Source organism: Enterococcus sp. DIV2453a (assembly GCF_050533535.1).
Lineage (GTDB): Bacteria > Bacillota > Bacilli > Lactobacillales > Enterococcaceae > Enterococcus > Enterococcus faecalis.
This window is the reverse complement of sequence record NZ_CP172899.1, coordinates 2,381,355-2,406,280: the sequence shown is the minus strand read 5'-3', so window position 1 is coordinate 2,406,280 and position 24,926 is coordinate 2,381,355. Positions and strand designations below refer to the sequence as shown.

Sequence of the window (24,926 nt, the reverse complement as noted above, 5' to 3'; positions counted from 1 at the left end):
TTATAATTTGCCAAATAATTGAAACAAATACAACATTAAGTAGCTGTAAGTAGCCACAGACCAGAATTTTAATAAAAGAACAATTTTCATGAATTCTTTTAAAGAAATATCTGTAATTCCCGCCACTAAACAAACAATATCATCTGGAGCGAAGGGGACTAACATAGTAAAGATTAAGAGCTTTTTGACATTGTGTTCATTTTTGTCTAAAATCTCTTCAAATTTTTTGTATTTATTGGGTGAAAGGATTATTTTTACAAAGCTACGTCCATAGTAACGAACCAGTAAAAAGCCAATAAACTCACCAATAATCAATCCAAGATAGCTATACAAAAGGCCTTGCAAATTGCCAAACATCAACATTCCTGCAACAGAAGAAATTCCTCCAGGTAGAATAGGGATAATCACTTGGACGATTTGTAAAAGAATGAAACATAGAACCGCATAGTTACCAAACTGTTTAATAAAAGCTTGCAAGGAAGCAACAGAATGAAAAATTCCTCTGGAATATCCCCATAAAATTAAGCCGAAGAAAAGCACCAGTCCAACTAGGGGTAACCACCGAATGAGTCCATTTAAAAATTTTTTCTGATTAGTCATGAGTGGCCTCCTGACGTTTTCGACGGTATTTTTTAAAGCCAAGATAACCAGCCGCTCCCAGTAAAACCGTTCCGCTGACGGCAGTACCGAGATAAATCATTCTTGGATGATAGGTAAAGGTTAACTGCTGTTTGCCAGCTGGGACTTCAACAGCTAAAAAGCCACCTAGAATGCGTTGTGTTTTTAATGGTTCTTTTTGTAGCGACGATTTGACTTGCCAATCTTGGTCATAAGGAATGGACGTATACAGTAACTGAGTGTCATTTCCAGGTACATTCAGTGCGCCATTTAAATGGCCTTTTTTAGTTGCATTCACGTGAAGAGCTTGTTGGCGTAATTTGTCAACCGCACGATTAAAGGCTGTTTGGTCTAAAGTTTGAAGTTGCCAATTAGTTAAATCAACCACTTGTTCAGCAGTTAGTGACAGGGTCACGGTAGTTCCTTTTTCAAAATGCCCTAAATTGAACAGTTGATTGGTTGCAATATAAATCGGCGTCGAGATAACTTGTTGGTTTACCTTCAATTGTGTAACTTTTTTCCATTTTAAATTCGGAATATAAAGATGCAAGTCACCAGTGCTATTCACTTTAAAGGTTGCTTCAATTGTTTCGTTAGTATGATGAGGTTCATTTATCAACGAAGCTGTTTTAAAGTAAGGTTTATCCGTCGGCACGAGCGTTTGCAGGAGTTCTTCTTGGGCATCTAAAGGATTATTTTTTGCTAATTTTAACTTGGTTAATGCGGTTGGCGCCAAAAAGCCCATACCGATCGCTTCATCATTTTCCATGATTTTCGTGGAACCAACTGTTTTTAGCAATTTTTCACTCGTAGGTTTTTCAATTGGTAAAAAGTCATATTTCACATTTAAAAGTAAATTGGTTAGTTGTGAATTATCCACATAGGCAATCCGGCGATCATTTTTTCGATATAAACCTAGCGCACTTAATGTGTCTTGGGTAGTGGCAGTTAAAGTCGAAGTATAGCTAGAAACGCCAGCATAGCCATAAAGTAAAGGATTGTTGTAGCCGTTATTGATTTCACGGAACCCTGTTTCTTTGGAAGGAATGACTTGTTTCATGCGATAAAGTTCTGGTGCTGAGGCCATTTTTTCATCGATTAATTGGCTGTGTTTTCGGTAATCTTGGGCAAATGTCGCTTGGCTACCAAAGGGCATGTGTTTAAAAGAAATCCAGAAATTCGTTGTTAATTCTGTGCTGACCAGTAAGAATAAAGCCACGACTACATAGTTTCTTAAGGCCTTTTTGTGTGCTAAACGCAAGCAAACGAAAATCAACCAAATAAAAAGTAAACTTAGCCATAAATAATTGATCGAAATTAAGAGATTCTTTTGTGGACCATAATACAAAGATCCGTAGCCAATGACTAACAGCAGACTAAAAATAATAGGTGCGGTCCAAGGAATGGTCACTTTTTTAAGCCAAACTTCATAGGCAAAGACAATCAATAAAAAGCTAAAAATAAAGACATTTCGGTAAGGGAAACCAGCTGGGCTTTGAAACATGTGCCAGACAGTATTAAAGGCTTCTAACCAAAAGCTTAAAAAGAGAATGAATAAAAGAATTGCTGAAGCTATTCTTTCTTTTAACGCAATTTGTTTCGTTTGAAAATAGGCAACACAGAGGAGTGTCACAAATAATCCAGCAAAAACGGTTGGTAAATGGTCTAAACGCAACTCATAATTAATAGAACCTAAGCCTAATTGCGAGAAAAACGAAGTGTTGAACTTAGGCGTTAAAAAGAACGTCGAGACATCAAAATCTGCTTTTTTTGTATAAAGCATCCCTTCTGCTGCAGGTAATAATAAAAAGCTAGTTGCGGTTCCTGTTAAAAAAGAAACGAGGATGAATAACGGACTTTGTTTAAAAAATTGCCGAATAGCATGGGTTTGGGTATTCTTTTTAAAGAACCAATAGATACTGTACAAAACAGCAAAGAGACAAATCATATAACCCATGTAGTAATTTGTCACAATCGCTAAAAATAGGGTTATACTGTATAAGCCCCATTTTCGTTGATCCCATAAACGTTGGAGTCCCAATAAGATAAGCGGGAATAGAATTAGTGCATCCAACCACATAAAGTTTTGGCTATAGACGGTGACAAAGCCACAGAAACTATAGGACGTTGAAAAAAGTAACGTGGTGCCATCAACTTTTTGATAGGTGTATTTTAAATAGCTAAACATCGTCGTGCCCATCAAGGCAAGTTTTAAGGTAATAATCCATAAAATTGCTATAGGTAATTGTTCATAAGGAAAAAAGAAAGCCAACACATTAAAAGGGCTCAGTAAGTAATAGGCTGCCAAAGGAACAATCGACTCACCAATCTCATTGGAAAAAGAGTAGAATGTAGTTATTCCCTCGTGAAAAGAGCGTTTTAAAAAACTCAAGAAAGGCATGTATTGTGTGCCTAAATCACTAACTAATAAGTTGTTGTCACCAAAAGGCGCAAGTTGTAATGTCATCCATACAAGCAACAGAAGTAAAAACGGCAAGAAAAAACTTCCTAACCATAAAAGCTTCGATTTGTTTTTCATCAAAATAAGTCCACCTTTATAAAAAAATCATGAATAAGCGTGTTGAACGCTCTAAAAATAGTTTTTAATTGGCTGGCTGGAATGAACCATCCAGAATGTTAGTTTACCATAAGTTCATTAATGTATCCGCTAATAACGCAAAATTATGAAAAATGCAAAAAGTTTTCAAGAAAAAGTTTCAATTGGTTATTAGTGAAAAAGTCACCTAACTTAGTTATAATGTAGAAGAAGACAAGGAGTTGGACAAGATGCAATTAACAATAGAAGAAGCCATTGAATGGATTCATAGCCGGTTACCCTTTGGTTCAAGACCTGGTTTGGATCGGATCAATGCGTTATTAGAAAAAATTGATCATCCAGAAAACAAAGTGCCAACGATTCATATCGCAGGAACCAATGGTAAAGGCTCAACCGTGACATATTTACGCTGTCTATTAGAAGAAATGGGCTTGAAAGTCGGAACCTTTACCTCTCCTTATATTGAATCATTTAATGAAAGAATTGCGATAAATGGTCAACCAATTTCAGACGAACAATTGATTACCTATGTGGAAAAGTATCAACCAATCATTAAAGAATTAGACCAGATCACTGAAGTGGCTGGAATTACAGAATTCGAAACATTGACAGGAATGGCCTTGGACTATTTCGTGAATGAACAAGTGGATATCGCAGTTGTTGAAGTTGGCTTAGGTGGATTACTTGATAGCACCAATGTCGTGAAGCCATTATTGACGGGAATTACAACAATTGGGAAGGATCACACAGAAATTTTAGGTGAAACAATTGCTGAAATTGCCTATCAAAAAGCGGGTATTATTAAAGAAAAAGTCCCAGTAGTAACAGGCAATATTTGTGCTGATGCGCTAGCAGTCATTGAAAAAGTCGCACAAGAAAAACAGAGTCCAATTTTTCGTTTTGGCAAAGAGTATCAAGTGGAATATATACATCCTGATACACAATGGGGGGAAGTATTTAATTTCTATGGAGAAATGGGCAAACTGACAAAAATTAAAGTTCCCTTGTTGGGGCGTCACCAAGTAGAAAACGCGGCGGTAGCTATTCAATTATTTGACAAGTATTGCCAACTACAACATTTGCCGTTTAAAGAACGAGACATTACTCAAGGGTTAGCTAAAGCGCAATGGCCAGCTCGAATGGAACGTCTTAGTGATGAACCGTTGATTGTTTTAGATGGTGCCCACAATGAGCATGCAGTAAAACGCTTAGTTGAAAACTTGCGCAAAGAGTTTCCACAACACACGATTCATATTTTATTTTCAGCTTTAGCAACTAAAGATGTGGATGAGATGATTCAGGACTTAAAGCAAGTACCGAATGCGCATCTTTACTTAACTAGCTTTGATTACCCTAAAGCTATTGCACTCACAGAAATGGAAAAATATGAAGACGATTTAACAGAAATTGTGTCTTTATGGCAATTTGGCTTAGGCGAAATTTTAGAAAAAATGTCGACAGATGATTTATTATTAGTAACAGGTTCATTATATTTTGTTTCTCAAGTAAGAGAATTACTTTTAACTATAGGAGGAAATGATGAAGAAATTTGATGGCGTAATTTTTGATATGGATGGGTTGCTTTTTGATACGGAGTTGATTTACTATACATCTACTCAAAAAGTAGCAGATGCAATGGGGTTACCATATAGTAAAGAAGTCTATTTAGACTATGTTGGGATTTCCGATGAAGAAGTACAAGAGAATTACCGACGTATTTATGCATCCTATGGTCACGACACAGTGGAAGAATTTATCCGCCGTTCTTATGAGGATACCCTGCAAGAGTTTCGATCTGGTAACGTCCCTTTAAAACCAGGGGTGGTGGAATTCCTTGACTTTTTAGATGATCAAAAAATTCCTCGATTAGTTGCTTCAAGTAACGTCCGTCCAGCAATTGAAATGTTATTAAGCCATGCTGGGATTCAGGATCGTTTTGTAGGGATCGTTTCAGCAGAGGATGTTAAACGAGCAAAACCGGACCCAGAAATTTTTCAAAAAGCTCGTCAACTTTTAGGAACAGAAGCCCCGAAAACCTTGATTTTCGAAGACTCATTTCATGGGGTAAGTGCGGCTCATAGTGCGGGCATTCCAGTGATCATGGTACCTGATTTATTGCAACCAACTGAAGTTATCCAAGAGAAAACATTACATGTCTTGGAGAGTTTACATCAAGCGCCACATTATTTAAAATAATAAAAACAACACTCCTTTGCGTAGTTTATTAATGACTAGCAAAGGAGGTTTTTTATGCAAGTATCGGATCTATTTATTCGCGAGATGCCGAGTGATTGTTTACCACGAGAACGGCTCTTAGCGATAGGAGAAAAAGCATTATCGAATCAAGAGTTGTTGGCGATTCTGTTACGAACTGGCTCAAAAGAAGCAGACGTGATGACTGTTGCCGCAACGCTATTAAAACAGTTTAAGCAACTTTCTTATTTGCAGCAAGCCACGTTGAACGAGTTAATGGCTATTAAAGGCATTGGCCAAGTGAAAGCCATTGAATTACGTGCGGCCATTGAATTGGGGTGTCGAATTTATCAAAGTAGTCAAATCAAATTTGGTAAAGTTACGTCCAGTCAACAAGTCGCTCAACGATTACTCCAAGAGATGAAGGGGCTGCAACAAGAACATTTAATTTGTATTTACTTGAATACCAAGAATGACATTATCCAACAGAAAACGATTTTCAAAGGTTCACTGAATCAAAGTATTGCTCATCCACGCGAAATTTTTCGGGAAGCGGTTAAATATTCTTCTGCTCGCATACTATTAGCTCATAATCATCCATCTGGCAATCCGACACCGTCTCCACAAGATATTCAATTTACCAAACGAATGGAAGAATGTGGCGAAATGATGGGGATTCAATTGTTGGATCATATTATTGTTGGTGATAGCGGATACATTAGTTTGAGAGAAGAGAATTTTTTTGCTTCAGAATGAGGACAATTCTTGCAAAAATATTTTATCACGTGTAAAATGAAAGGGTAATCTTGTTTGGAATTATGTAGACTTTTTAAATTTTTTTAAATATTCTATTGGAAGCGAGCAAAGTTACGACTATTTATGTGCAAATGCACGAGGAGGAACAAAAGAATGGAACAAGGAACAGTAAAATGGTTTAACGCAGAAAAAGGTTTTGGGTTTATCTCACGCGAAGACGGAAGCGACGTATTCGTACACTTCTCAGCTATCCAAGGTGATGGTTTCAAAACTTTAGAAGAAGGTCAAGCAGTGACTTTTGATGTTGAAGATTCAGACCGTGGCCCTCAAGCAGTTAACGTAGAAAAAAACTAATAAAAAATAATCCAAAAACACCTAACATGCGTTAGGTGTTTTTTTGTTAGAAAAAATAGAGAAGAAAAATGGACAAACATTTTTCTTCTCTATTAAATGAGAGCTTTATTGATCACTAACTGTGGCAGTCATAATCATTGGCAGAATCATTGGATGACGTTCTGTTTGTTCAAACAAGAAAGGCTGTAAAGCGGTCGTCATGGCTTCGCCTAATTTTGCTTCGGTACAGTTTTTATCTTTCATTGCTTCACGTAGAGCATTGAATAAAAGACGTTGGCCTTCATGAATCATATCACCAGACTCACGCATGTAGACAAAACCACGGGAAAGAATGTCTGGACCAGCCATAATTTCTTTATTTTTAATATCAACCGTTGCTACCGCTAAAACTAAACCTTCTTCAGATAAGATACGACGATCCCGTAAAACAACATTCCCGATATCACCGACACCATTTCCATCAACGTACACGTCGTTAGCGTTGAAGTGACCAGCAGGACGTGCGCTATCAGCCGTTAAAGCTAAGACATCGCCGTTGCCCATGATAAAGCAATTTTCTTCAGGAACCCCTGTATCTTGAGCGAGCGAAGCATGGATTTTTAACATTCTAAATTCACCATGAACAGGCATGAAATATTTAGGCTTCATCAAGCGAAGCATTAATTTTTGCTCTTCTTGTCCACCGTGACCAGAAGTATGGATATTATTGATTTTTCCGTGGATAACTTCTGCACCGGCTTCAGATAATAAGTTGATTAAACGGTTAACGCTTGTCGTATTCCCAGGAATTGGTGAACTTGAGAAAACAACCGTATCGCCTGGTTGAATACTAATTTGGCGATGTGTACCGTTAGCAATCCGACTAAGCGCGGCCATAGGTTCTCCTTGAGAGCCAGTACATAAAATCATTGTTTCATTTGCTGGCAATTGATTCAGTTCCGCCGCATCGACAAACGTTCCTTTTGGCACTTTGATGTAGCCTAAGCGTTCGCCATTGACAATGGCATTTTCCATGCTACGACCAAAAACAGCAATTTTGCGACCTGTTTTCACGGCTGCATCAGCAGCTTGTTGTAAACGGAAAATGTTTGAAGCAAAACTGGCAAAGATAATCCGACCATCAATTTTTTCAAAGATTTTTAAAATAGAGGTCCCAATTGTTTTTTCGGATTTTGTAAAGGTGGGTATTTCAGCATTGGTACTGTCTGAAAGAAGACAAAGGACGCCTTCTTCACCTAATTTCGCCATTCTGTGTAAGTTGGCTGGCTCACCAACGGGTGTAAAGTCAAACTTAAAGTCACCTGTTGCGACAATGTTACCAGAAGGCGTTTTAACCACAACGCCCAAGGCATCCGGAATACTGTGAGTCGTCCGGAAAAAGCTAATCGCTGTTTTTCTAAAACGAATCACCGTATCTTCATTAATTTCGTGTAATTCCGCTTCTCGCAATAAACCATGTTCATCTAGTTTGTTGGTAATTAAAGCCAAGGCTAGTGGTCCCGCATAGATTGGGATATTCGCTTGACGTAAAAGATAAGGAACGCCACCAATATGGTCTTCATGACCGTGGGTAATAACGAGTGCTTTGACTTTATGCAAATTTTGAACGATGTAGCTATAATCTGGAATCACGTAGTCAATCCCAAGTAAATCATCTTCTGGGAATTTGATCCCAGCATCAATAATGATAATTTCATCTTGGAATTGTACCCCATATGTGTTTTTTCCAATTTCGCCTAAACCACCGATTGCAAAAACGCCAGTTTCGTTATTTTTTATGTTTACTTTCATGTTAAAACTCCGTTAGAGTGAAGTCCGCATGTTCTTGCTCGTAAGCAAGATGTTTTTCGTCTAATAATTGAACGTATTCAATATTGTATGGGGTATTTTCTTCAACTAATTGGCGCACGATTACATCGCTATCGGCTTCCATGTAAAGAGATTTTGTGTCTTCTCTTTTTGGGTTTCTGATTTTTGTTTCTTGATAGTATACTTTGTAAATCATCGATTCATTTCTCCTTCAGCTACTAATAGTAGCAATTTATAGTTTTTTTCATTTTAAGACAGAAAATTAAACACAACAAAACGAGGTGCTGATCACCTAAAAAAGAATGCTCATCAAAAACATCTGTTAATGATGAAATGAAGCCTCGACTTTGCTTCATTCTGGGTATTTGATTTTATGTGTTCTTTTTTCAACCGTCCCGTGTGTTGTGAATAACAACAATTAAGCTTATTTTATCATAGAATGATAAGGAAGTATAGAAACACTCACTGGACTTTTAAAAAAAACAAACTTCTTGTTTCGCCTTATTCTTGATCAAGTTCGAGTGCCTTTTTTTTAGGACGCCAATACCAACTTAAGCCAATCACGTGAGCTAAATAAACAATCGCTAAAGTCGTGGTCATCAACGTATTTCGGACAATTAAACACGGAATGGCAAATAAAAGAAACATGGAAATAAATAGTTTCCATTTGCCTTTACGAGTAATTTTTTTCTCAAAGAAGGCTTCTTGGATATATTTTTGATAATAAGAAGAAGCTAAAAATTTGTTATAAAGTTTATCTGAACTACGCATCCAAAAAAAGGCCGTTAATAAATAAAAACCAGTGGTGGGTAAAAGCGGCAAAAAGATTCCTAACGTGCCTAAAGCAAACGTACAGGAACCGAGAAAAATGAAGAATAATTTTTTCATTCAAAGGGTCCTTTCAGTTTTTCCCAATTATGGCACAATCAAAAGGAAGTAGCAATTTTAATCGTATAAGTAAATCATTAAAATTATCTATTTTTTAGAAAATCTAAAAGAGAAAGGATAGAAAGAGAAAGGCTGTTTTTTCTAGTCAGACAGCTTGTATTACCGATTTCTTTTTGATACAGTGGGGGTACTAGAAAATTTAAAGTAAGATAAGAAGGAGATGATTAATTGAAGTTAATGTGGCGTTACACAATGCGTTATAAGAAATTACTTTTCGCTGATTTTATTTGTGTGTTTGGTTTTATTTTAATTGAATTAGGCTTGCCGACTATTTTAGCACGAATGATTGACAAAGGAATTATTCCTAAAGATATGGACTATATTTATCAGCAAGGGATTTGGATGGTTGTAATTACGATTATTGGTGTCGCAATGAATATTTTGCTGGGGTACTTTGGTGCCAGAATTACAACAAACATTGTTCGTGATATTCGTGATGATTTATTTGAAAAGATTCAAACTTTCTCACACAGTGAATATGAAAGTATTGGGGTTTCTTCCTTAATTACGCGAACGACCAATGATGCATACCAAATTATGCTCTTCATGGGAAATATTTTACGTCTTGGCTTTATGACGCCAGTGATGTTTATTGCCAGTCTTTACATGGTGATGCGAACGAGTCCGTCGTTAGGAATGTACGTTTTAGGTGCCTTGCCTTTTCTGCTGCTAGCAGTTGTCGGAATTGCTCGTTTGTCAGAACCGTTATCTAAAAAGCAACAAAAGAACTTAGATGGAATCAATGGGATTTTAAGAGAAAATCTTTCTGGATTGCGGGTAATACGTGCATTTGTTAATGAAAAATTTGAAGAATCTCGTTTTAATAAAGTCAATGAAACTTACACTAAAAGTTCAAAAAGTCTGTTTCGTTTAATGGCAGCAGCCCAACCAGGCTTCTTTTTCTTATTTAATATTGTGATGGTCTTAATCATTTGGAGCGGGACTGTTCAAATCAGCCACGGGGATTTAGAAGTTGGGAATTTAATAGCTTTTATTGAATATATTTTCCATGCGCTGTTCTCGTTTATGTTATTTGCCAGTGTCTTTATGATGTATCCTCGGGCTGCGGTTTCGGCTTCACGGATTCAAGAAGCCTTAGACATGGAACCAGCTATTCGTGAAGAAGAAGGCGTAACAGAAACAGCTACTAAAGGCTATCTAGAGTTTAAAAATGTAACCTTTGCCTATCCTGGACATGCGGAAAGCCCAGTCATCCGCAATGTAAGTTTTAAGGCGTCACCTGGTGAAACAGTGGCCTTTATTGGGAGCACAGGTAGTGGGAAATCAACATTAATTCAATTGATTCCACGGTTTTATGATGTATCAGAAGGTGAAATTTTAATCGATGGAGTGAACGTAAAAGAGTACAAACTTAGTGCATTACGCAATAAGATTGGCTATATTCCACAAAAAGCGTTACTTTTTACTGGTACAATTGCTGATAACCTTCGCTACGGTAAGGAAGATGCGACGTTAGAAGAAATGGAACGAGCAATTGACATTGCTCAAGCTACAGAATTTGTTTCACAAAAACCGCAAGGCTATGATGAACCTCTTTCAGAAGGTGGCACGAACTTTTCTGGTGGTCAAAAACAACGTTTAGCTATCGCACGGGCGATTATTCGCAATCCGGAAATTTATATATTTGATGATAGTTTCTCTGCGTTAGATTATCAAACAGATGCAAATTTACGAGCGCGTCTGAAAAAAGAAACAACAGAATCCACTGTTTTAATTGTGGCACAACGTGTTGGAACAATTATGCATGCGGACCGCATTGTTGTTTTAAACGAAGGCGACGTGGTCGGAATTGGCACACATCGTGAATTACTTGAGACTTGTCCAATTTACTATGATATTGCGGCTTCTCAATTGTCAGAGGAGGAATTAGCATGAAACACGCCTTTTCTTCTATGAAACGAATCGGTCGCTATATTAAACCGTACCGAGTGACGTTTTATTTAGTTATTTTATTTACAATATTAACCGTTGCCTTTAATGCAGCGTTGCCTTATTTGACTGGATTACCAACGACAGAAATTAGCCGTAATATTGCGGCTGGCGAATCCATTAATTTTGATTATGTAATCCAATGTTTAATTTGGATTTTAGTTGTGGGAACAGGTTATTGTGTGGCACAATTTTTGTCAGGCTTTTTAATGACGAATGTCGTTCAACAATCCATGCGCGATTTACGTCGAGATATTGAAGAAAAAATCAATCGTTTGCCAGTTTCTTATTTTGATAAGAACCAACAAGGAAATATTTTGTCACGGGTGACGAACGATGTGGATGCTGTCAGCAATGCGATGCAACAAAGTTTTATCAATATTGTTTCGGCAGTCTTAGGTATTGTGATGGCGGTAGTGATGATGTTCTTAATCAATCCGCTGATGGCGATTTTTTCAGTGATTATGATTCCGTTGTCTCTGATTATTTCAAGAACAATTGTTAAAATCTCCCAGAAATATTTCCAAGGAATGCAAAATTCTTTAGGAGACTTAAATGGTTATGTCCAAGAAAATATGACTGGGTTCAGTGTTTTAAAACTATATGGTCGGGAAAAAAAAACCCTTGAAGGCTTTAAACAAGTCAATCATCGTTTAAATGGTTTTGGTTTCAAAGCATCCTTTATCTCAGGATTAATGTTGCCATTGGTTCAAATGACCGCTTATGGGACCTATATCGGGGTAGCTGTCCTTGGTAGTTACTATGTGGTTGCTGGTGTGATCGTAGTGGGGCAGTTACAAGCGTTTATTCAATATATTTGGCAAATTAGCCAACCAATGGGGAATATTACGCAGTTGTCTGCAGCTTTACAAAGCGCTTCAGCTTCGACCATGCGGATTTTTGAAATCCTAGATGAACCAGAAGAAGAACTTAACGAACAAGATGTTCCTTTACCAGAACCTATTTTAGGCTCTGTTGAATTTGAAAATGTCAGCTTTAGTTATGACCCAGAAAAACCGTTAATTCGTAATTTGAACTTTAAAGTTGATGCGGGCCAAATGGTTGCGATTGTGGGACCAACTGGCGCTGGGAAAACAACCTTAATCAACTTACTGATGCGTTTTTATGATGTAACAGAAGGCGCCATTAAAATTGATGGTATTGACACGAAAAAAATGAACCGTAGTGATGTCCGTTCTGTATTTGGAATGGTATTGCAAGATGCTTGGTTGTATAAAGGTACCATTGCAGATAACATTCGTTTTGGGAAGTTGGATGCCACGGATTATGAAGTTGTGGATGCAGCGAAAACGGCCAATGTGGATCACTTCATTCGGACAATGCCAGATGGGTATGAAATGGAAATCAATTCTGAGGGAGATAACGTTTCCCTTGGTCAAAAACAATTGTTGACCATTGCCCGAGCGGTAATTTCTGATCCGAAAATTTTGATTTTAGATGAGGCGACTAGTTCAGTCGATACACGCTTGGAAGCCTTAATTCAAAAAGCAATGGATCGTGTTATGGAAGGACGAACGAGTTTCGTTATTGCCCACCGCCTATCAACTATTCGTGAAGCTGATTTAATTCTTGTTATGAAACAAGGAGAAATCATTGAAAAAGGTACGCATCATGAGTTGCTGGAACAAGGTGGCTTCTATGAAAAACTATACAATAGTCAATTTGCTGAAGAAGGCGACTATGAGGAATAAAAAGAGGTCGGGACAGAAGCGTTTAACTCCGAGAAATAAGAAGGAATTTCCGAAAATTGTTCTGTAATTTTTGGAGAATTCCGGCTTATTTCCGAAGGAGTTGCTTTTGTTCCCGCCGTTTATCAGTTTTTGAGCGTGGAGCAAAAATCCAAAGTGATTTTTGTCCCACGCTCTTTTCTTGTCTTTTTTACTATGAAAGTGAGGGATTCTTGTCTATACTTAATGAAAAGAGGTGACAGAGTTTGAAAAAAGAGTATTTTATTGCTGCTAGTGCAGATGTCTATGGAAACGTACAACTAGCGAAGGATAGTAATATTTGGTTTCAGTCGGTCTTAAGAGGTGACAGTAACACAATTACCATTGGTGAAGGTAGTAATATTCAAGATGGCACGATTATTCATGTTGATGAAGATGCCCCGACAATTGTAGGCAAGTATGTAACGGTGGGCCATCAATGCATGTTACACGGTTGTAAAATCGGTGATGGTGCTTTGATTGGCATGGGTTCAACGATTCTAAATAATGCTATTATTGGAGAAAACAGCCTGATTGGTGCGGGTTCTTTAGTGACAGAAGGCAAAATTATCCCGCCAAATGTTTTAGCATTTGGTCGACCCGCGAAGGTTATCCGTCCGTTAACGGCAGCAGAAATAGCCAGTAATCATACGAACGCCTTACATTACGTTCAACGAGCAGAAGAATTTCGCCAACAAAAATACCCGAAACTAACATAGAATTAGGAGGAAAATGATGAAGAAAATTAAAGTAATGACGGTTTTTGGAACACGGCCAGAAGCAATCAAAATGGCGCCCTTAATCAAAGTTTTAGAAGAGCAAAGTCAAGGATTTGACTCTGTAGTAGTCGTAACAGCGCAACATCGCCAAATGTTGGATCAAGTGTTAGAAGATTTTCAAATTACACCGAATCATGATTTAAATATCATGAAAGATGGGCAAACCTTAACAGATATTACAAGTCGTGTTTTGAATTTATTAACTGAGGTTCTTGTGACAGAACAGCCGGATATTGTCTTGGTTCATGGCGATACAACCACGTCATTTGCGGCTGCATTGGCTGCTTTTTATCAACAGATTCCAGTGGGACATGTGGAAGCAGGATTGCGGACCTGGCAAAAATATTCTCCGTTTCCAGAAGAAATGAATCGTCAACTGGTAGACGTGTTAACTGATATTTATTTTGCCCCAACCACTCAAAGTAAGGACAATTTAATCAAAGAAAATCATCCAGAAGAACATATTTATGTGACTGGCAATACAGCGATTGACGCGATGGCGTACACCGTTGATGCCCACTATCAAAATGATTTATTGGAAAAAATCCCTACAGACCAACGCATCGTGCTAATTACAATGCATCGTCGTGAAAATTTAGGCCTGCCAATGGCAAATGTGTTTAAAGCTGTTCGTCGACTTGTAATGGAACATCCAGAAATTGAAGTCATTTTCCCTATGCACAAAAATCCCAAAGTCCGTGAAATAGTAGCGGAACACTTAGGTGAATTAGCTCGTGTGCATTTAATTGAACCATTGGATGTCAAAGATTTTCAAAATTTTGCAGCGAAAAGTTCTTTAATTTTAACTGATTCTGGCGGTGTGCAAGAAGAAGCTCCTTCCTTAGGTGTGCCAGTTTTAGTTTTACGAGATACAACGGAACGTCCAGAAGGCGTAGCGGCAGGAACATTGAAATTGGTTGGTACAGACGAACAAGTAGTCTATCAAGAGGCGAAAACATTATTGACTGATTCTGATGCTTACCACGCGATGGCGCATGCACAAAATCCGTATGGGGATGGTCAAGCTAGCCGCCGAATCGTTGAAGCCATTGCCTATGAAATGCAGCAATCAGATAAAAAACCAGATACGTTTACAGCAAAATAAATAAAAAGGCAGAGAAGCGCTGAAAAGGTGCTTCTTTTGCGTATCTTAATTTTGAAGAATCAATTAGACAAAAAAATGCTAGAAAGTAGTGAAGTGAAGATGTATCAAACGATTTTATTTGATTTAGATGGCACAATTACGGATTCTGGTAGCGGCATTATGCGTTCTATTTTATACGCAACAGAACAATTAGGCTGGCCAGCTCCTAGCGAGGAGACGTTACGTTCTTTCATAGGGCCGCCTCTATATGAGTCGTTTTTGCACATGGCGCCTTCAGCTGAAGCAGCGCAACAAGCCGTGAGTCATTATCGAGCGTATTATCAGAGAAAAGGTATGTTTGAAAATCATGTGTATCCAGGGATCCCAGAGGTACTAACAAGGTTAAAGGAAGCGGGAGCAAAGTTATACATTGCGACTTCCAAGCCAGAAGAATTTGCAAAAAAGATTATTACTCATTTTGATTTAGATCGTTATTTTACAGGCATCTATGGAGCGAGTATGGACGGTCATCGTTCTAAAAAAGCAGATGTGATTCAGTATGCATTAACGGAAGCTCAATTAGACCCAACCAAAGAAGCGATTATCATGGTTGGTGATCGTAATCATGACATTCTTGGTGCTCAACAAAATGGCTTAGATAGTATAGGTGTCTTGTATGGATTTGGTGAAGAAATAGAATTACAAGAGGCGGGAGCGACATTCCTAGTACAATCACCTAAAGGCTTAGGTGCTATTTTGCTACAAAATTCTTAATAGAAAATGGATTTTCGATAAATTTAGGAGGATTTTAAGATTTATTATCGTTTCAATAGAAAAGCGCCATCATAGGCTTTAAACGTTGTCAATGATGAATTTTTTATCGGGGAATGACGGTCTTTTTATTAAAAACATTTAATTTTAAAGAGGTTTCATGTATAATAGTTTCAGTCATAAACGATAGAATAGTAAGGAGGGTTAGTTTTGGCTAATGATAACCAAAATAACCAAGATCCCAAATCTTCGCTTAGAGATCAAGTAACTGGGTCTTTAAAAGGTAGAAATGATGGCGATCAACCTGATTCCTCTGAAAAAAATGATAGGTCTCCCCAACCTTCATCTGATGAATCACAAGAAACAGCGAGCCGCACAACACAAACACGTGCAGGTTCTAGAGCTGCTCGAAGACGTGGGAAAGACAAGACAACACAGACAGTCGAAGAGCCAACCCCGATTGAAACAGACGAAAAGCCAACAAATACAAAAAAACAAACACGTAAAAAAGAAGATCGTTTAGTCGGTCGTATCGTGTTAATTGTAGTTTCTGTATTGGTTTTAATGATGGCAATCTTTGGGTTTACTTTTTATAAATATGTAGACGCTGGGCTACAACCACTAGACAAGAACAATAAGAAGCTTGTTCAAGTGCATATCCCAGAAGGATCTTCTAATAAGCAAATTGCTGCGGTTTTAGAAGAAAGCAACGTCATTAAAAGCGGAATGGTTTTTAACTACTACGTAAAATTTAAAAACTTAACAGATTTTCAAGCGGGCTATTATCAAATGTCTCCAAGCATGACACTCGATGAAATTGGTGAAATGCTAAAAGAAGGGGGCACGCCAGAACCAACTAAAATCGCAGATGGCAAAGTAACGATTCCTGAAGGCTACGATATAGATAAAATTGGCGAAGCTATTGAAAAAAATACGGATTTCAAGAAAGCAGATTTCATTGCATTAATGAAAAATGAAGACTTCTTCAATCAAATGAAGGCTAAGTATCCTGATTTACTTGAAAGTGCTGCAACCGCAGAAGGTGTTCGTTATCGCTTAGAAGGCTATTTATTCCCGGCGACTTATGATTACTACAAAAAAGCAACACTTCCTGAATTTGTCGAACAGATGGTTGCTAAAATGAACACAGTAATGGAACAATATACGCCGACAATTCATGCAAAGAATTTAACCAATCAGCAAGTCTTAACGTTAGCTTCATTGGTTGAAAAAGAAGGAGTCAAAGAAGCAGACCGCAAACAAATTGCGCAAGTATTCTTTAACCGCTTGGCTGCCGATATGCCGATCCAATCAGATATTTCTATTTTGTATGCTCTAGGAGAACACAAAGAAACTGTAACGTATGCTGACTTGGAAGTGGACTCGTCTTATAACTTGTATAAAAATACTGGTTATGGACCAGGACCATTAGATAGCCCAAGTGAGGAGTCAATTAAAGCAGTCTTGAATCCGACACCAAGTGACTATTTATACTTTGTAGCAGATATTTCTACAGGAAAAGTATACTTCTCAAAAACATATGAAGAACATCAAGTATTAGTAGATCAGTATGTCAATAATTCAAGTAGTGAATAAAATGAAAACATAAAAGAGCTTGGTGAATCAATTTTGTATGATTCACCAAGCTTTTAGATACTCAAAAAGTAATCTGTTTAACAGAGGGAAAGAGTAGCAACTAGAAATTTATATAAATAAAATTTAGCAAAATCACAAAAATTCAATAATTATATTTACAATTTAGAAAAAGCGTGGTACTCTTTTGTGGATTGAAAGCGGAATTTTTTTCAATAACCAACCAAGAACTACGTATCGTTAAGCGAAAAAGGAGAATTAACATGGTAGAAAAAGTATATCCAATGACTCTTGAAGGAAAAGAAAAATTAGAACAAGAGCTAGAAGAATTAAAAACAATTAAACGTAAAGAAATCGTAGAGCGTATTAAAATCGCTCGTAGCTTTGGGGATCTTTCAGAGAACTCAGAGTATGAATCAGCTAAAGATGAACAAGCTTTCGTTGAAGGACGTATTACAACGTTAGAAAATATGATTCGTTTTGCAGAAATCATCGATAATGATGGCGTGGACCAAGACGAAGTTTCCATCGGTAAAACAGTTACTTTCCAAGAATTGCCTGATGGAGAAGAAGAGGAATACACAATCGTAGGAAGTGCCGAAGCCGATCCATTTTCTGGTAAAATTTCTAACGATTCACCGATTGCACAAGCCTTAATTGGTAAACAATTAGGCGACCAAGTGATTATTGCAACACCTGGTGGCGACATGACAGTTAAAATTACAAAAGTTGAAGCAAACTAAATAATTGAGTAGGGCAGGCAGCTTCCAAGGCCTGTCCTTTCGCAATCTAAGATATTTAGGGCTAAAGTCCTATGGTAACCTGAGGCGCAAACCACTATGATTAAATAAAATAAACGAGTAAAATAAATGACATAGGGAGGAGGCAAATCTATGAATAACCCTTGGCGCTTTTTTATCGTCGCAGAAGCATTACTTTTTATTCTGGCGTTATGGCAAATTGTACATAATCCTGGATTAGCTGTTTTATTAACAATTGGCGTTTTACTTGTGGCCTACGTTTCCAGGAAAGCATCTAAAACACATTTTAACAACTTTCAATTCGTCCTCGGCGTTGTTTTTATTGTCATTGGTGCAATGAACAGCACGGCTGTTTGGTTTATGTTGATTTTTGGCGTACTCTTTATCGGCTTAAAAGGCTTTGAGATTTCAGGCGTGGATATAGCTGAGCGAGCACCTTGGCGAAAAAAACAAATGATTATGGTGGAGACGGCGGCAAAAGAACCTAAAAATGGCAAACGATTTAAACGCCGCTGGTTTGCCAACGAACGCATTGGTAACAATATCTATGAATGGGACGATATCAATATTGATTTAATCTCTGGGGACACCATTATTGATTTAGGTAATACGCTACTACCGAAAGAAGACAATATTATTATTATTCGTAAAGGTTTTGGCCGCACGCGAATTCTAGTGCCGTTAGGTGTAGCTATTTTGTTAGAACATTCAACTTTTTACGGAACGGTACGTTTTGAAGAAGAAAAATATCAATTGAAAAACGAATCATTAAAAATTTACAGCAATGATTACGATACCAATCTTCGTCGTTTGAAAATTATGACGAACACTTTAGTAGGAGATGTTGAGGTGATCCGTGTATGACCGATCGGATTTCAAGACGCATGATTTCATTATATGCGTCCCTTAGCACCTTTATTGTTATCTTAATTACATTGTTTTCATATTTTCATTCGATTAAACAAAACCGGTGGTTATTAGAGCTTCTTCAGAGAAAAGTCTTTTATCTACCACTAATTGTGCACATTGTTCTCATATCCTTACTAATAGGCTTATTGACCTTTTTACTGATTTCATTGGTTCAAAAAGGGCAATATGGACGGATTGAAGAAAAACTTCGGTTATTGGCCAATGGTAATTATGAAAGTCCAGTCTTAAACAAACCAACGACCAGTGAAAATCAAGATCATTATCTAACCGAAGTCGAACAAGATATTTGGTCGATTAAAAATAAATTATTAGAGATGTCTAAAGAATTGCAATTATTAAACAGTCGGCCGCAATTAATGGATGGGCAAACAAAAGAAGAAATTTTAGAGAACGAGCGGCATCGTTTGGCGCGGGAGTTGCATGATTCAGTCAGTCAACAACTTTTTGCAGCCATGATGATGTTGTCTGCCTTAAATGAACAAGCACAACGAACAGAAACCCCGGAACCATATCGTAAACAACTAGCCATGGTGGCAGAAATCATTAATGCCTCCCAATCGGAAATGCGCGCGTTACTATTGCACTTGCGTCCTATCAGTCTAGAAGGAAAAAGTTTGCGTAAAGGTATTGAACAATTACTGAAAGAACTACAAACAAAAATTAAAATTGAATTGATTTGGGATGTTGAAGATGTTCATTTAAATAGCAGCATTGAGGATCATCTTTTCCGAATTGTGCAGGAGTTACTTTCAAATACCTTAAGACATGCCAAAGCAAAGGAATTAGAGGTATACTTACACCAAGTCGATAAAAACGTGTTATTGCGTATTGTTGATGACGGTGTCGGCTTTGATATGAAGGAACAAAGTAATAAAGCCGGTAGTTATGGCTTAAATAATATCCGAGAACGTGTTGTCGGCATGGGCGGTACAGTTAAAATTATTAGTTTTAAAGGGCAGGGAACCAGCGTTGAAATTAAAGTTCCTGTCATAAAGGAGGAAACTGCAAGTGATCAAAGTAATGTTAGTGGATGACCATGAAATGGTCCGTTTAGGCGTTTCATCATATTTATCTATTCAAGAGGATATAGAAGTCGTAGGCGAAGCAGAAAATGGTAAGATTGGCTATGAAAAAGCATTGGAACTACGTCCAGATGTTATTTTGATGGATTTGGTAATGGAAGAAATGGACGGCATTGATTCAACAAAAGCGATCTTGAAAGATTGGCCAGAAGCCAAGATTATTATTGTGACGAGTTTTATTGATGATGAAAAAGTGTATCCGGCGATTGAAGCTGGTGCAGCGGGCTACCTATTAAAAACATCAACAGCACATGAGATTGCTGATGCAATTCGGGCGACTTATCGCGGAGAGCGTGTGTTGGAACCTGAAGTGACGCATAAGATGATGGAACGGTTAACAAAAAAACAAGAGCCGGTGTTGCATGAAGATTTGACAAATCGAGAACACGAAATTTTAATGTTGATTGCACAAGGTAAAAGTAATCAGGAAATAGCTGATGAACTCTTTATCACTTTGAAAACAGTTAAAACACATGTTTCAAACATTTTAGCAAAACTAGATGTGGATGATCGGACCCAAGCGGCGATTTATGCTTTTCAACATGGTTTAGCCAAATAAATATCAGATAAATCCATAAATAAATTCTAGGAAATCCTTCTAGGAATTTATTTATGGATTTGTTATACTAATTTTAACGAACAGACAGGAGCGGTCAGAAGAAATGAAACAAAATTTTGCAATTATTGGTTTAGGACGTTTTGGCGGCAGCATATGCCAAACTTTGGTGGAAGCTGGTCAAGAAGTTTTGGCCATTGACAGCAGTGAAGACCGTGTCAATGAATATATGAATATTGCAACGCATGCAGTGGTGGCTAACGCTCAAGATGAAATGACGTTGCGTTCTTTAGGGATTCGGAACTTTGATCACGTAGTGGTGGCAATTGGTGAAGATATTCAAGCGAGTATTTTAGTAACATTAATGGTTAAAGAGATGGGGGTTCCCAATGTCTTAGCCAAAGCAGTCAATGAATATCATGCCCGTGTCTTAGATAAAATTGGGGCAGACATGGTCGTTCACCCAGAGCGGGATATGGGTATTCGAATTGCTCACAAACTTGTTTCACGCAATATTTTAGATTATATTGAATTATCTAGCGAATTTTCATTAGCTGAGGTTCGGGTCACCAATCCTAAATTTTACAATAAAACCTTAGCAGAATTAAATTTCCGTCAACGATTTGGTTTAACTGTGGTAGCGATTCGCCGCTCGAAAACAGAAGTAATTGCTTCGCCAGATGCTTCTGAAATTGTTCGAGAAAACGACAATTTATTAGTTATCGGTGATACCGCAGACGTTGATTTATTAGATGAAAAAATGAATGGCTAAGCACTTTATTCTCTAAAAGCACTGCGCTGTGCTACAATAAATGGCGACAGAGATGTGAAGGAGGAACAAAGAATGAAATTAGAAGTGACACCGAAAGCCCAACAATGGTTTAAAGAAGAAACCGGGGTTCAGCCTGAGACAGGCATTCGTTTTTTCGGAAAAATTTATGGAAAAACACCTGTTCATGATGGTTTTTCCATTGCGATGTCTGTAGAAGCGCCAGATGAGCCAATGATTAAAGAGAACCTAGATGGGATTACCTATTTTATTGAAGAAACAGATGATTGGTTCTTTAAAGGGTATGATTTGCTTGTTGATTATGATGAAAAGAATGATGAACCGCGTTATCAATTTGAAGCAAACCAAGAAGATTTAACAAAATAATTTTAGTGCTAAACAAAAGAGGCTGAAGTAGTGCGTAGGACTATTTCTGTTGCTTTCGTTTAACCGCTAGTCAACCTGAGAAAAAATCGTTTTGGATTTTTTCTCAGGTTCTTTCTATTTAATTAAGCTATTCTTAATTGGATATCGTTATTTAATAAGGCTATCATATGGTATAATGATAATTAACTGAAGTGTGGAGGAAATAAAATGCTATCAATTGTTGTCCCTTGTTATAATGAGGAAGCAGCGATTCCGCTGTTTTTTGAAGAAGTAGAAAAAATTAGCCAGCAACTATCTCATTCAGTAGAATATATATTTGTGAATGATGGCTCAAAAGATAATACGTTAGCTGTTTTAAGACAGCTTTATCGCGAACATCCAGAGAAGGTCCGTTATCTTTCTTTTTCACGAAATTTTGGGAAAGAAGCGGGCTTATACGCTGGTTTAAAAGAAGCAACAGGTGACTTAGTGACAGTCATGGACGTTGATTTACAAGACCCGCCTGAGTTATTACCTCAAATGATTGAGATGATTGAAACCAGTACAGATTTAGATTGTGTTGGCACACGACGCATAACAAGAGACGGCGAACCGCCCATTCGTAGCTTTTTTGCACGGATGTTCTATAAACTCATTAATCGAATTGCTGAGACGGAAATGGTGGATGGTGCCCGTGACTTTCGTGTCATGACCCGACAAATGGTCGATGCGATTTTAGAGTTATCTGAGTATAATCGTTTTTCAAAAGGGATTTTTAGTTGGGTCGGCTTTAAAACAGAATATATTGAATTTAAAAATCGAGAACGAATTGCTGGAGAAACCTCTTGGTCTTTCTGGAGTCTATTAAGTTATTCAATTGACGGGATTGTCAATTTTTCAGAAACACCATTGAATATTGCTTCATACGTTGGCGCCTTTTCGTGTGTTGGTTCTGCACTAGCAATGTTAGTGATTATCTTTCGAACATTAGTTAATGGTGATCCAACAAGCGGCTGGCCTTCAATGGTTTGTATTGTACTTTTTGTAGGTGGTTTGCAACTATTATGTTTAGGAATTATTGGCAAATATATCGGCAAAATTTTCTTAGAAACGAAAAAACGACCAATTTATATTGTAAAGGAATCAGAAAAAGATTCTAAAAAATAACCAAAAAAGCAGAGAAAAATTCTCTGTTTTTTTGTTGCGCATTAAAAAAAGTGTGAATAGACTTTTCAGAAAAACAACATTTTTTACATAAAAAATACATTAACTTTACCTATTTTTATCTTAATGAAACAGCTTTGCTCTCGCGGTTGCAAGAAATAAATGTTAAAATCAAAAGGTATGCTATTAAATGTTTTTTTGGAGGTTGGGTCATGATAGAAGTTATCGACTTGAAAAAAGTATTCGATAATGGGTTTGAAGCGTTAAAATCGGTCAATTTTACGATTGAGCAAGGGGACTTGGTTTGTTTGTTAGGACCAAGTGGGTGTGGGAAATCCACAATTTTAAACTTAATTGCAGGTTTATTACATCCAAGTGATGGAGATATTCAGTTTCGACAGCAGTCGGTTGTCAAAACAGCACCAAAAGATCGGAACATCGGGTTCGTTTTTCAAAACTATGCCTTATATCCACATATGACTGTTCTAGAAAACGTAATGTTTCCTTTGACGGTAGGAAGTAAGAAAGTTCCCAAGGCAGAGGCACAAGCTATTGCCGAAGAATATATGAAACTAACGAATATTGAAGAGTTAAGCCATAAAAAGCCAGGCACACTTTCTGGTGGTCAACAACAGCGTGTTGCGATTACCCGGGCGTTAGTTCAAAAACCAGATGTTTTATTATTAGATGAGCCTTTAAGTAACTTGGATGCACGTTTGCGTTTGAAAATTCGTGAAGAAATCCGCCGCTTGGTGAAAGAAGTAGGCATTACAACAATCTTTGTAACGCACGACCAAGAGGAAGCGCTATCAATCAGTGATAAAATTATTTTATTAAACGAAGGGGTTATTCAACAAAATGATGAACCTCAAAACCTTTACTTAGAACCAAATAACTTATTTGTTGCTCAGTTCATAGGTAACCCAATTATTAATTTATTGTCTGTTGAAGTGAAAGACGGCAAAATGTACCACGAAAGTTTTGAAATTCCGCTTGAGCGTTTTGAGCAAGCACGCTTTAAAATGCCAATGACTGACGGGAAATATACGTTTGCTTCTCGTCCAGAAGATGTGGTACCAACTGAAACAGGTCTCTTTACCACAACGACAGATTTAGTGGAATTGATTGGTCGAGAACGTATTTTACGATTTACATTAGGAAATGAACAAGTGAAATCAATTGTAAGTGTAGAAGAAGCGATTGAAGAAGGAGACACTTTATCTTTTGATTTTTCATATAAAAAAGTATTTATCTTTAACGAAGCGGGAGACCGGGTTTACTAATGAAAAAATACAATCCAGAAAATCAACCAAAAGCATGGCTCTTCCTTCTGCCATCATTAGGAATCATTTTACTGTTTAGCGTTTATCCGCTGTTTCGTTCTTTGTGGATGAGCTTCCAAAAAGGTTCCTTAATTAACCAACGCTACGCTGGTTTAGAAAATTATCAACGTGTATTGAATGATCCAATCTTCTATAAAGCGTTAAAAAATACAGCGCTCTATGCATTTGCTGTGGTACCGATTGCCTTGATAATTTCCCTAGCAATTGCTTGGATTATCTTTGAAAAAGTTAAACATAAGAGTTTCTTTGAAACGATTTTCTTTATGCCTTATGTAACGAGTACGATTGCCATTGGGATTGTCTTCCGTTACTTCTTTAATGGCGATTATGGAATTGTCAATTACGTCTTAGGCTTTTTCGGCATTCCTTCTGTCAACTGGCTAGATAATGTTCAAATGAGTATGCCGACATTGATTATTTTTGGGGTTTGGACGAGTTTAGCATTTAATATTATTATTTTGTTGGCGGGCTTGAGAAATATTGATGAAGAACATTTTAAAATTGCAAAAATGTTTGGCGCCTCAGACGGCGAAATTTTCCGACGTATTACGTTTCCGCAGCTAGTCCCGACCATTGCCTTTTTATTAACGGTCAATTTAATTGGCGCCTTTAAAGTTTATACACAAGTTTATGCTTTATTCGGTGGTCGTGCGGGGATTGCCAACAGTGCCACAACCGCAGTGTACTATATTTATGACAAATTCCACATTGCAGGGCGTCCCGGAATTGCGATGGCCGCCACAGTGATTTTATTTGTGATTATTTTAGTGGTCACTTTCTTACAAAATAAACTCTTAAAGAAAGTGGGGCAATAAG

At 37.5% G+C, this 24,926-nt stretch carries 24 protein-coding genes; 19 read left to right on the top strand and 5 right to left on the bottom strand.

The genetic code is table 11. The features are described from left to right. Together IGK03_RS11685 and IGK03_RS11680 are read right to left on the bottom strand one after the other, a co-directional pair. Positions 1 to 600 (bottom strand): TVP38/TMEM64 family protein, encoded by a 600-nt coding sequence (locus IGK03_RS11685; RefSeq protein WP_002355114.1) that lies wholly within the window; start codon positions 598 to 600, stop codon positions 1 to 3. Next, positions 593 to 3,157 (bottom strand): YfhO family protein, encoded by a 2,565-nt coding sequence (locus IGK03_RS11680; RefSeq protein ID WP_016616798.1) that lies wholly within the window; start codon positions 3,155 to 3,157, stop codon positions 593 to 595. The genes IGK03_RS11685 and IGK03_RS11680 overlap by 8 nt, the downstream gene beginning before the upstream one ends. A 248-nt stretch (positions 3,158 to 3,405) precedes the next feature. Between IGK03_RS11680 and IGK03_RS11675 the strand changes: the two genes are divergently transcribed. The 4 genes from IGK03_RS11675 to IGK03_RS11660 all read left to right on the top strand — a co-directional run bounded on the left by IGK03_RS11675 (position 3,406) and on the right by IGK03_RS11660 (position 6,478). Next, entirely contained in the window at positions 3,406 to 4,728 is a 1,323-nt protein-coding gene (locus IGK03_RS11675; RefSeq protein WP_033625128.1) for a bifunctional folylpolyglutamate synthase/dihydrofolate synthase, read from the top strand. Then, the gene (locus tag IGK03_RS11670) at positions 4,712 to 5,371 is read left to right on the top strand and encodes an HAD family hydrolase (protein ID WP_016616796.1); all 660 of its coding nucleotides are present in this window, start codon (positions 4,712 to 4,714) and stop codon (positions 5,369 to 5,371) included. The genes IGK03_RS11675 and IGK03_RS11670 overlap by 17 nt, the downstream gene beginning before the upstream one ends. Before the next feature lie 54 nt (positions 5,372 to 5,425). After that, positions 5,426 to 6,124, top strand: coding sequence for a RadC family protein (gene radC / locus IGK03_RS11665; protein WP_002365188.1), 699 nt, complete (start codon positions 5,426 to 5,428; stop codon positions 6,122 to 6,124). A gap of 153 nt (positions 6,125 to 6,277) precedes the next feature. Beyond that, positions 6,278 to 6,478, top strand: a complete 201-nt coding sequence (locus IGK03_RS11660; protein WP_002355121.1) for a cold-shock protein — start codon at positions 6,278 to 6,280, stop codon at positions 6,476 to 6,478. 105 nt (positions 6,479 to 6,583) lie between these two features. On the opposite strand, the gene rnjA is transcribed toward IGK03_RS11660, so the two are convergent. The 3 genes from rnjA to IGK03_RS11645 all read right to left on the bottom strand — a co-directional run bounded on the left by rnjA (position 6,584) and on the right by IGK03_RS11645 (position 9,175). Continuing rightward, positions 6,584 to 8,269 (bottom strand): ribonuclease J1, encoded by a 1,686-nt coding sequence (gene rnjA / locus IGK03_RS11655; protein ID WP_002355122.1) that lies wholly within the window; start codon positions 8,267 to 8,269, stop codon positions 6,584 to 6,586. 1 nt (position 8,270) lies between these two features. Beyond that, entirely contained in the window at positions 8,271 to 8,483 is a 213-nt protein-coding gene (locus IGK03_RS11650) for a DNA-directed RNA polymerase subunit epsilon (RefSeq protein WP_002355123.1), read from the bottom strand. A gap of 305 nt (positions 8,484 to 8,788) precedes the next feature. Next, a complete protein-coding gene (locus IGK03_RS11645) occupies positions 8,789 to 9,175 on the bottom strand; it encodes a YbaN family protein (protein WP_002355126.1) in 387 nt (128 codons plus the stop codon). Between the two features lie 228 nt (positions 9,176 to 9,403). On the opposite strand from IGK03_RS11645, the gene efrA reads away from it, so the two are divergent. The 15 genes from efrA (at position 9,404) to IGK03_RS11570 (ending at position 24,925) form a co-directional block, all read left to right on the top strand. Next, a complete protein-coding gene (gene efrA, locus IGK03_RS11640) occupies positions 9,404 to 11,131 on the top strand; it encodes a multidrug efflux ABC transporter subunit EfrA (RefSeq protein WP_010708444.1) in 1,728 nt (575 codons plus the stop codon). Beyond that, positions 11,128 to 12,897 (top strand): multidrug efflux ABC transporter subunit EfrB, encoded by a 1,770-nt coding sequence (gene efrB / locus IGK03_RS11635; RefSeq protein ID WP_430602329.1) that lies wholly within the window; start codon positions 11,128 to 11,130, stop codon positions 12,895 to 12,897. The genes efrA and efrB overlap by 4 nt, the downstream gene beginning before the upstream one ends. 242 nt (positions 12,898 to 13,139) lie before the next feature. Next, positions 13,140 to 13,631, top strand: a complete 492-nt coding sequence (locus IGK03_RS11630; RefSeq protein ID WP_002367316.1) for a gamma carbonic anhydrase family protein — start codon at positions 13,140 to 13,142, stop codon at positions 13,629 to 13,631. Between the two features lie 13 nt (positions 13,632 to 13,644). Continuing rightward, positions 13,645 to 14,796, top strand: a complete 1,152-nt coding sequence (gene wecB / locus IGK03_RS11625) for a non-hydrolyzing UDP-N-acetylglucosamine 2-epimerase (RefSeq protein ID WP_002385282.1) — start codon at positions 13,645 to 13,647, stop codon at positions 14,794 to 14,796. A 75-nt stretch (positions 14,797 to 14,871) separates the two neighbouring features. Then, complete coding sequence (locus IGK03_RS11620) at positions 14,872 to 15,549, top strand: HAD family hydrolase (RefSeq protein ID WP_025192103.1); 678 nt, start codon at positions 14,872 to 14,874, stop codon at positions 15,547 to 15,549. A 207-nt stretch (positions 15,550 to 15,756) separates the two neighbouring features. Continuing rightward, positions 15,757 to 17,142, top strand: coding sequence for an endolytic transglycosylase MltG (gene mltG, locus IGK03_RS11615; protein WP_002415850.1), 1,386 nt, complete (start codon positions 15,757 to 15,759; stop codon positions 17,140 to 17,142). A gap of 260 nt (positions 17,143 to 17,402) precedes the next feature. Continuing rightward, entirely contained in the window at positions 17,403 to 17,882 is a 480-nt protein-coding gene (greA, locus tag IGK03_RS11610) for a transcription elongation factor GreA (protein WP_002355133.1), read from the top strand. A gap of 150 nt (positions 17,883 to 18,032) precedes the next feature. Then, a complete protein-coding gene (gene liaF / locus IGK03_RS11605; RefSeq protein WP_002381168.1) occupies positions 18,033 to 18,764 on the top strand; it encodes a cell wall-active antibiotics response protein LiaF in 732 nt (243 codons plus the stop codon). Beyond that, positions 18,761 to 19,864, top strand: coding sequence for a sensor histidine kinase (locus IGK03_RS11600; protein ID WP_002365182.1), 1,104 nt, complete (start codon positions 18,761 to 18,763; stop codon positions 19,862 to 19,864). Before liaF ends, IGK03_RS11600 begins: the two co-directional genes overlap by 4 nt. After that, entirely contained in the window at positions 19,839 to 20,471 is a 633-nt protein-coding gene (locus IGK03_RS11595) for a response regulator (RefSeq protein WP_002355137.1), read from the top strand. The genes IGK03_RS11600 and IGK03_RS11595 overlap by 26 nt, the downstream gene beginning before the upstream one ends. A gap of 103 nt (positions 20,472 to 20,574) precedes the next feature. Further along, positions 20,575 to 21,240 carry a potassium channel family protein gene (locus IGK03_RS11590; RefSeq protein WP_002355139.1) on the top strand — a complete coding sequence of 222 codons (666 nt, stop codon included), beginning with the start codon at positions 20,575 to 20,577 and terminating at the stop codon, positions 21,238 to 21,240. Between the two features lie 54 nt (positions 21,241 to 21,294). Further along, positions 21,295 to 21,624, top strand: a complete 330-nt coding sequence (locus IGK03_RS11585; RefSeq protein WP_016616794.1) for a HesB/YadR/YfhF family protein — start codon at positions 21,295 to 21,297, stop codon at positions 21,622 to 21,624. 207 nt (positions 21,625 to 21,831) lie between these two features. After that, complete coding sequence (locus IGK03_RS11580; RefSeq protein WP_010707118.1) at positions 21,832 to 22,770, top strand: glycosyltransferase family 2 protein; 939 nt, start codon at positions 21,832 to 21,834, stop codon at positions 22,768 to 22,770. Between the two features lie 146 nt (positions 22,771 to 22,916). Continuing rightward, on the top strand, positions 22,917 to 24,050 hold the full coding sequence (locus IGK03_RS11575) for an ABC transporter ATP-binding protein (RefSeq protein WP_002385276.1): 1,134 nt from the start codon (positions 22,917 to 22,919) through the stop codon (positions 24,048 to 24,050). After that, positions 24,050 to 24,925, top strand: a complete 876-nt coding sequence (locus IGK03_RS11570) for a carbohydrate ABC transporter permease (RefSeq protein WP_002355143.1) — start codon at positions 24,050 to 24,052, stop codon at positions 24,923 to 24,925. The genes IGK03_RS11575 and IGK03_RS11570 overlap by 1 nt, the downstream gene beginning before the upstream one ends. Position 24,926 lies beyond the last annotated feature (1 nt).